10 protein-coding genes are annotated in these 7,405 nt (G+C 34.7%); 7 read left to right on the top strand and 3 right to left on the bottom strand.

Annotated features, from left to right (window positions below; translation table 11 throughout):
- Nucleotides 1-122: 122 nt before the first annotated feature.
- The 3 genes from IV81_RS08995 to IV81_RS09010 all read right to left on the bottom strand — a co-directional run bounded on the left by IV81_RS08995 (nucleotide 123) and on the right by IV81_RS09010 (nucleotide 3,257).
- Nucleotides 123-1,274: a site-specific integrase gene (locus IV81_RS08995; RefSeq protein WP_057804370.1), complete on the bottom strand. Its 1,152-nt coding sequence runs from the start codon at nucleotides 1,272-1,274 to the stop codon at nucleotides 123-125.
- A gap of 377 nt (nucleotides 1,275-1,651) precedes the next feature.
- Nucleotides 1,652-2,059: a large-conductance mechanosensitive channel protein MscL gene (gene mscL / locus IV81_RS09005; protein WP_057804374.1), complete on the bottom strand. Its 408-nt coding sequence runs from the start codon at nucleotides 2,057-2,059 to the stop codon at nucleotides 1,652-1,654.
- A gap of 631 nt (nucleotides 2,060-2,690) precedes the next feature.
- Nucleotides 2,691-3,257, bottom strand: coding sequence for a helix-turn-helix domain-containing protein (locus tag IV81_RS09010; RefSeq protein WP_057804376.1), 567 nt, complete (start codon nucleotides 3,255-3,257; stop codon nucleotides 2,691-2,693).
- A gap of 159 nt (nucleotides 3,258-3,416) precedes the next feature.
- Here IV81_RS09010 and IV81_RS09015 point away from each other — a divergent pair, with 159 nt between their 5' ends.
- From IV81_RS09015 to IV81_RS09045, 7 genes are all read left to right on the top strand, one after another.
- Nucleotides 3,417-3,638, top strand: coding sequence for a helix-turn-helix domain-containing protein (locus IV81_RS09015; RefSeq protein ID WP_057804378.1), 222 nt, complete (start codon nucleotides 3,417-3,419; stop codon nucleotides 3,636-3,638).
- Nucleotides 3,639-3,651: 13 nt separating this feature from the next.
- Entirely contained in the window at nucleotides 3,652-4,350 is a 699-nt protein-coding gene (locus IV81_RS09020) for a Rha family transcriptional regulator (RefSeq protein ID WP_057804380.1), read from the top strand.
- Entirely contained in the window at nucleotides 4,350-4,625 is a 276-nt protein-coding gene (locus IV81_RS09025; protein WP_057804383.1) for a MerR family transcriptional regulator, read from the top strand. Before IV81_RS09020 ends, IV81_RS09025 begins: the two co-directional genes overlap by 1 nt.
- Before the next feature lie 233 nt (nucleotides 4,626-4,858).
- Complete coding sequence (locus IV81_RS09030) at nucleotides 4,859-5,128, top strand: hypothetical protein (RefSeq protein ID WP_157059769.1); 270 nt, start codon at nucleotides 4,859-4,861, stop codon at nucleotides 5,126-5,128.
- 19 nt (nucleotides 5,129-5,147) lie between these two features.
- Complete coding sequence (locus tag IV81_RS09035) at nucleotides 5,148-5,876, top strand: helix-turn-helix domain-containing protein (RefSeq protein WP_057804387.1); 729 nt, start codon at nucleotides 5,148-5,150, stop codon at nucleotides 5,874-5,876.
- A gap of 159 nt (nucleotides 5,877-6,035) precedes the next feature.
- Nucleotides 6,036-6,329: a hypothetical protein gene (locus tag IV81_RS09040; protein WP_057804389.1), complete on the top strand. Its 294-nt coding sequence runs from the start codon at nucleotides 6,036-6,038 to the stop codon at nucleotides 6,327-6,329.
- On the top strand, nucleotides 6,329-6,670 hold the full coding sequence (locus IV81_RS09045) for a hypothetical protein (protein ID WP_057804391.1): 342 nt from the start codon (nucleotides 6,329-6,331) through the stop codon (nucleotides 6,668-6,670). The genes IV81_RS09040 and IV81_RS09045 overlap by 1 nt, the downstream gene beginning before the upstream one ends.
- Nucleotides 6,671-7,405 lie beyond the last annotated feature (735 nt).

Consider the following 7,405-nt stretch of genomic DNA (forward strand, 5'->3'; position numbering starts at 1 on the left):
TCGTGTTTTGATGGGTGGTCAGGGGTTTGAGTACCAACTTTTCAAAACCGCTTAACACCAGTAATTACGGGCTATTCTATTGTGTGTATATGGTAGTTGGCTACCCCTTTGGCTTCCCTTTACTAGAAATTTAGGTAGTTGGCCAACTTCTGAACAGCTTCTTTATTCTGTTCTTTTGTGACGTGCGTATAGATGTTCAAAGTGGTCTGTACATCGCTATGACCTAATCTTGTTTGAACTTCTTTAATACTTGCACCGGCAGAGAACAGAGCAGAAGCATGTGTATGCCTAAAGCCATGAATCGTAATCGGTTTTAAGTCATGATCCTTAATTATTTTAGATAGCCATTTAGCAGGCGTATTTAATGACTTATATTTGTTTTTGCTGTTAGCAAAGATTAATTGTTCTTCATGCAGAGTATTAAATCCTAGCATCAAATAATATTGTCGCTGATGTTTACGCCACTCTTTTAGAAAAGAAAGTGTTTCAGGGTCTAAGTCAATTGTTCTACGTCCATGGGCAGTCTTGGGAGCTTGTATAATCTGTTTGCCATTCTTACCTTGTGTGAGTGTCTTATTAATACGCATGGTGGAGTTACTGAAATCAATATCATTCCACGTAAGAGCAAGGCATTCGCCACGTCTAATCCCCGTAAATGCTAGAACTCTAAATAAAGTAAACTTTTCAAGTTCTTGTTTAGCATCCACGCAATTAAAAAAGTGTTGTAGTTCATCCCTAGACCAGAAGTTTAAAGGTTTATCACCACTTTGCTCGGCTTTCTTAGGCATCGTAACTAATTTAGCCACGTTGCGCTCGATATATCCACGTTTTAAGGCGAAATCAAATACTTGAATAACATAGTTATACCAGCGTTTATAATTGCGAGAAACGGCTTTGAACCACTTGTTAAGAGCCTTTTGACATTGAGCTATTGTGATAGTTCTAATACGTTTATTGCCAAACTCTGGTAAAATATGGTTATTAAACATTCCTGCGGTTCTATTCCAAGTACTTTCACGGACAGTATTAGTATATTGTTCGTACCACTCGGAATAAACTTCACTAAATAAAATATTGTTTTCAGTAGGCAAGCTACTTTTGTTCTCTAATTCCAACGTCAAGCGGGATAGAGCAAGAGTAGCTTCTTTTTTTGTCTTAAAACCACGTCTACGAGTTCGTTTCTTTTTCCCAGTCTGTGGATCAATACCCATATATAGTTGAAACATGTACTTAGTGTTGCCATCTTTATCAAGATACTTTTGTACTTTTGCCATTTTAATCACTCCATAACATGGAAGCTTGCGGAGGCTTTAAACTATGATAGTGATTTAGCAATGATTAGGGATGAATGAACAGCATCCCTTACTCCCACTCTCTGAATCGAACAGAGACGTGCTAACCATAGGTGAGATAGACTTGATCGACTTAGGAATTCTTGTAAAGACGATCAAGGCTTCGAAAGTATTACTAGTATTAGACCAATGCACATGAAGATAACACCCCAAAAAATGCGAAAACCTATACTATCGTTTTTTAAAAAAGGACGAGTAATTATCAAAGTTTGGCCTAATATTATTATGTAAGGCCCAATAAGAAAAATAATTGCTCCAATAAGAAAAAGAATTTTTGATAGCATAATTGCCTCGAATAATTATTTGTTAGGTTCCTCGTTGTTAAAAGTTGAAGAATCTGATTTATTAACTAATGCATCTCTTATTTCTTTCAAATACAGCTCGGTATTATCAGGGATGACCTCTTCTTCTTCTTCCTTTTTAGGCATTAATTTATTTACGAATTTCACAATTAAGAATACAACGAATGCAATAATTAAAAAGTTGATGACAGAATTAATAAAACTTCCAATTTTAAATGTTGCATCAAACACTTTGAAACTCCAATCGGAAAAATCAATACCACCAACACATAAGCCAATAAGAGGATTGATTAAATAGTTAACTAGAGCTTTTACGATTGATGTAAAAGCACCACCGATAATAACACCAACAGCTAAATCTAGAACGTTACCACGAGAAATAAATTCTTTAAACTCTTTTATCACTTAAAAACAACTCCTAATAAAATATGTACAGCTTTTAAAGTCTTCAGATTTTGGACTTTTTCCCAATTTCGGGAGAAAGTAATAGTAAATGTTATTCGCCAATTTCGGCGAAAAGTAATGGTGGCCGAAAATTCGGCAGACCTTGTTATAACACTTGCTAAGCGGAGAAATCCGTTCAGTACATCCCTTGATAAGTACGATAATTAAGATCTATGTATTAATCACTCAACCGAAAATTCGGCTCAGCACAATTAAAATATTACGTTTCGTAGTCGAAAATTTGACAGTGAAAAATATATTTAGCGGATGAGATTGTCCAAGGCTCGATATCCATTTGAGGGATAACGGAATTACATAAAAACTGATTGAAGATTTATCCAGAATTGGATAGGTCTTTTTCAATATGCTCAAAATTGAGCTGATCTAACATCTCGTTAAAATTAACAGCATCTTTCTAATCGGCTGAACATTCAGCTTAATTAACACATTTGCGCAAAATTACGCACGTCTAACATCTCCCCAAAATTGGGGACATCTTTCAAAAAGATACATTTCCACCCTTCACAATTTTCCCCGAAATTGGGGAATAATCTTACATGAATGACATCCCTTAATTAATTTAGCATAGCTTTCAAAGGATGAAGCGTTTGTGCATTACGTCATAGCCATTAGAATCTAAGCCATCAATAGAAATTTTAAAAGTGTCCCCCTTTTTAAATCCATGAACGTTTTTTGTTGTAATGAATTTTTTAGCCCCGTCTATAATCTGATTAATAACGTGGGTTTTAAACGATAAGGGAAGTGTATCGTAAATTTTTTTAAAATAACCATCCCCCTCAGTAGCAAGAATATTTGAGTCATCAGAAGGATCAAATTCGTAAATAAAATCGCAAGTTAGTTCACTGGCTCCAGAAGTGATATTCAGCCGTATCAGGGGGTATGAATTATTGGAATAAGAACTTATTGGAACGGTTACTTTATACTCAAAGTCGATAAGAAAAGGTGCGTATTCAAAAAAATCAGAAGGGCTTATTTCTAGATAATTACATAAAACGTCTATTGTTTCATTTGAAATATTTGCATTTGGATTATTAACAATATTGGAAATTGTGTTTCTTGAGATACCAGTATCGTTAACCACCTGCTTATTAGTTAGTTGTCGCTCAGCTAAAAGGATATTTAGTCTATTTGCTAACATACAAAGTTCATCTCCTCAATATGAAGTGATTATAGCATTTTAAAATATTATTGTGCAACTGCCTATTGACATATAAAAAATCACGATATATTATTATCGATGTGCTATAACTAATATAAATGTGCTGATGCATATCAACATAGAAAACGGAGGTAATGTATGAATAATTTATCAACTATTTTGGGAGCACGATTAATCACGATTGGAGAAGTATCGGAAGGTACAGGAGTCCACAGAAATACTATTTCAAAAATTTATCATAGGCAAGATGAAAACGTGGGAATGAAAGTATACAAAGCAATTTGCGATTATTTACAGATACCATTAAGCGACTTAATTGAGTATGTACCAGATCCTAAAGAAGAGTCCAAGAACTCATAAGGAGGCAGAGGGGATGAAACAAACAGAAGTAGTATTTACGGAATCAATGAACTTGTATGATGAACCATTTACAACAAGTGATGTTATTGCTGAATATGCGAACGTTAATCGTCACACGATTCAACAACTAGTCAAAACGCACAAGCATAGATTAGAAAAATTTGGAGTAATTGCATTTGAAATGCGTAAACCTCCTAAAAATTCTAAAGGTGGACGACCTAAGAAAGTTTATTTATTTAATGAAGAACAAGCGACCCTGTTAATTACTTTCTTAGATAACACGGAAACTGTAGCAGATTTTAAAGTTGAGTTAGTTCGTCAGTTCTACGCTATGAAAACAGAGTTATTACAACGTCAGTTAATACGTACAAGCGGTAAAGTTGGCAGACGTGAAATGACAGACGCCATTAAAGAAAGCTCTGTAATCGGTGGAGAATGGTACGTATACAGTAACTTCACAAAGCTGTTATACAAAACGGCTTTAGGCTTTGATGTTAGTAAGTTAAGGCAGGCTAGAGGAGTGGATAAAAAAGCTACTCCTTTGGACTTCCTGAATGAGAAAGAGTTATCAGCATTGAATAAACGACAAAATCAACTAACAACTTTAATCGATTTAGGGATGACGTATCAAGAAATTAAAGAGGTTCTCAATAATAAAGGTGTGATCTATCAAACCACGCTAACCATTCCAGAGAAAGTAGGTAAAGCATAATGGCAGTAATTCCCATGGAGATTGACGACCAAGCAATGAACCAGATTAAGGCTACTTTTCTACAGAGTGCACAGGAGGCATTTAAAGACGTTTCTAAGCGTCAAACGTTCGGTCGGTATATGAATATCAAAACGGCTTCAAAGTACGCAAACGTGGCCGAAAATACGTTTAAAAAGAAGTTTATCAATGCAGGACTAAAAGTGATTGATTTAGATGGCTTACAGAGGATTGATAAACAAGATTTAGATAAGTTTATGGACGAAAATAAAATTTAGGAAAGCTTGCGGAGGCGGAACTAATGTTGTTTTTAAAAATAGTAGTGACAGCACTCGTGTTTTGTTGGGTCGGCGTTAATAGCAAAGATTTATTTGAATAAATAGGAAATGTAACTAATGAAAATTGAAGACAAAAAAACCACTCATCACGGCAATAATGAGTGGAGGAATAATAACGTTTGAACAGCGTTTTTATTGTCTTCAATTCTAACATAATTGGAGGAATTGGAAAAATGGAAAACGAAAGCATGATGGACTTTGATGATTTAACGTATGAATTAAATGTATCTAAGTCGCTATTAGAAACTAACACGGAATATTTAGATAATATTTCAAAAACAGAAAATGATTCTTCCAGATTATGGGAGTTTGACCGACTTCAACAGCGAATGACTTATTTATCATACATTTTAATGGATAAGCTAGAAAAAGTTTCGGATGGTGTGACACAAATGCAAACAGTTGAATTAAAGAGTAATCAAGAGTCAAAAGGAAAGGGATGAGAATGTGCGGAGGTAGCTAATGACTATAAAACGTGATGCGCATGATGAAAAGCATCCCTATACCATGATCAGTAATTTGACAATAAGGAGTGGCCTTTCTATGAATGCTTTGGGACTATTAGTAGTACTGCTATCCAATCAAGATAATTGGAAATTCAACAGAAAAGAAATAATGAAACGATCCGGATTATCTAAAACCTATTACAACAACGCTATTAATGAATTGAAAGAGAAAGGTTATCTCTCCATTAAGACAATTAAGGTTGGTAAGGGTGCAGATAGTGAGTGGACTATAAATGAAACGCCAGTAAAAAGCAGTGATACGGGATCAACGGACGGCGGGGGCGGAATGGTTTTTGAACTTTCTCCTTTACTCCAGTCTGATCTAACTTCTTTTATTGAGGCATCCCCTTATATCTCTTTAGGTGGTTCAGGGGTTCAAGAACTTTTTAATATATCTGGTAAGTACGAACATGCTTCGAATGAACAACGTGGATATGATACTAAAGATATTTCAAGGATTATCAAAGTAGCCTTAATTAAGTCGGTTCACAAGAAACCTAATCCAGTTAAGTATTTTAGTAATGTTATTGATGATTGGATATCTAAACAACTATTTACACTAGACGATATTAATAGTAATCAACTTAGTAATAATGGATCATCTATCTACGATACTTTGGGGTTTCATGATGAAGAAGAATTTTTAGAAGATGATTTAGATAACAATAGCTATGTTTGGAATTGATAAAAAAGTGTCGGTGGATGCAATCCACCTTTTCTCTTTTATTCTTTATTTATATTATTATTAGTTTAAATTATTACTTATTATGCGGTCCACAGTATGGATATCCATAATATGGACATCCATATCACGGCCTTGTTAAAACAGAAAGAGGTCATATAAATGGCATTAATAAAAACAACAAATATTACTAATTCAGAAAGTTTAATTAAAGACGTTGCCAAAAGTGGCAATGTGTCAGCTACGGCAGTTGGATTACTAACTTTAATATTAGTAAATGATGGAATGAACGTTAAACAAGACAAGTTAATGCAGAGAGCACAACTTAAACGAGTCAGGTTTATTAAAGCCAGAAGAGAGCTACAAGAAGCGGGTTATTTAACTGTTAACAAGGTGCCTAGTCGAGTTAATTATGAATGGGTTGTTAAAGGCTTAAATAGAAAAGAGGAAAAGTGATGACATTTGATAATGAAACTCTAGCAATATTTAACTACGCAGATCAGAAAGCTTATAAGATGGCTTGTCAGATTAATAGCCTGAATTTAATGAATGACGTAGCGATCAAAGAATGTAAGAAAGCACGGGATGAATATGATCGGTGGGAGGAACTGTATTATAATTCCACCAGTGAATGGCAATTAAAGCGGTCAGCAGACGAAGGACGTAAACTTAATGACCAGATCAATCACTATGTAGCGATAGTTGAAAGTAATTGTAAAACTATAAAAAGTAATTTAAGAAAGGTGGAATTAAGATGTAAAATTATAGGACTTAAACAACGCTTTAAGAAGCCCTAAAAACATGTTAGGATTCATGACCGCCAGAACTATCAAAGCATGAATACAAACAAAGAACATACCTTATAACCGACCAAAAGTAATAGCTATGAGATATGGTCAAACCAGAATAACGAAGTAGGCTCATTTAAACGGTACGGAATAGAATTTGAGCATTAAGGGAACGGTAAATAAACAGGTGAGTGAACACCTAATTTATAGGATAAGTACAACAGACGGGACAACGGATAAACTTAGGTATATCAAACGTTTAACGTCTGTTTCCTTGTTTTGATGAATAATACTCTGAACAACGATTTGAACATCAAAGTGAACAGCATATTTTAGTTTAAGTGAACACCTAAAATTAAAAATAACGCACCAGCTTCAAAGCTACATCATTGAGACGTACAGGGATGGTTTTTGTTGAATATTGCACCACGGAATACACCACGGTCTTATTAATTGTTGAAAACTGTCAATCAAAATAGACCCCTCTAATTGCCTCATATCAGCGTTTAAAAGATATCAGTATAAAGAGACTGACAAGTTCATGACAATCGACTGACAACCAAGTAAGTAACCATGAACGATCTAAGTTTAACTTAGGACGTCAATGCGATTGCAGTGTTTGGATTATGTCAGGGCAACCAACTATTCAACCAAGATGAAAGCATAGAAAAAAGCATCCCTCATCAAATGAGAGACACCCGTAATATTATGTATTCGAATAATACCATTATACTACGGGAGTTG

The organism is Pediococcus stilesii (assembly GCF_001437075.1).
GTDB classification, from domain to species: Bacteria; Bacillota; Bacilli; order Lactobacillales; family Lactobacillaceae; genus Pediococcus; species Pediococcus stilesii.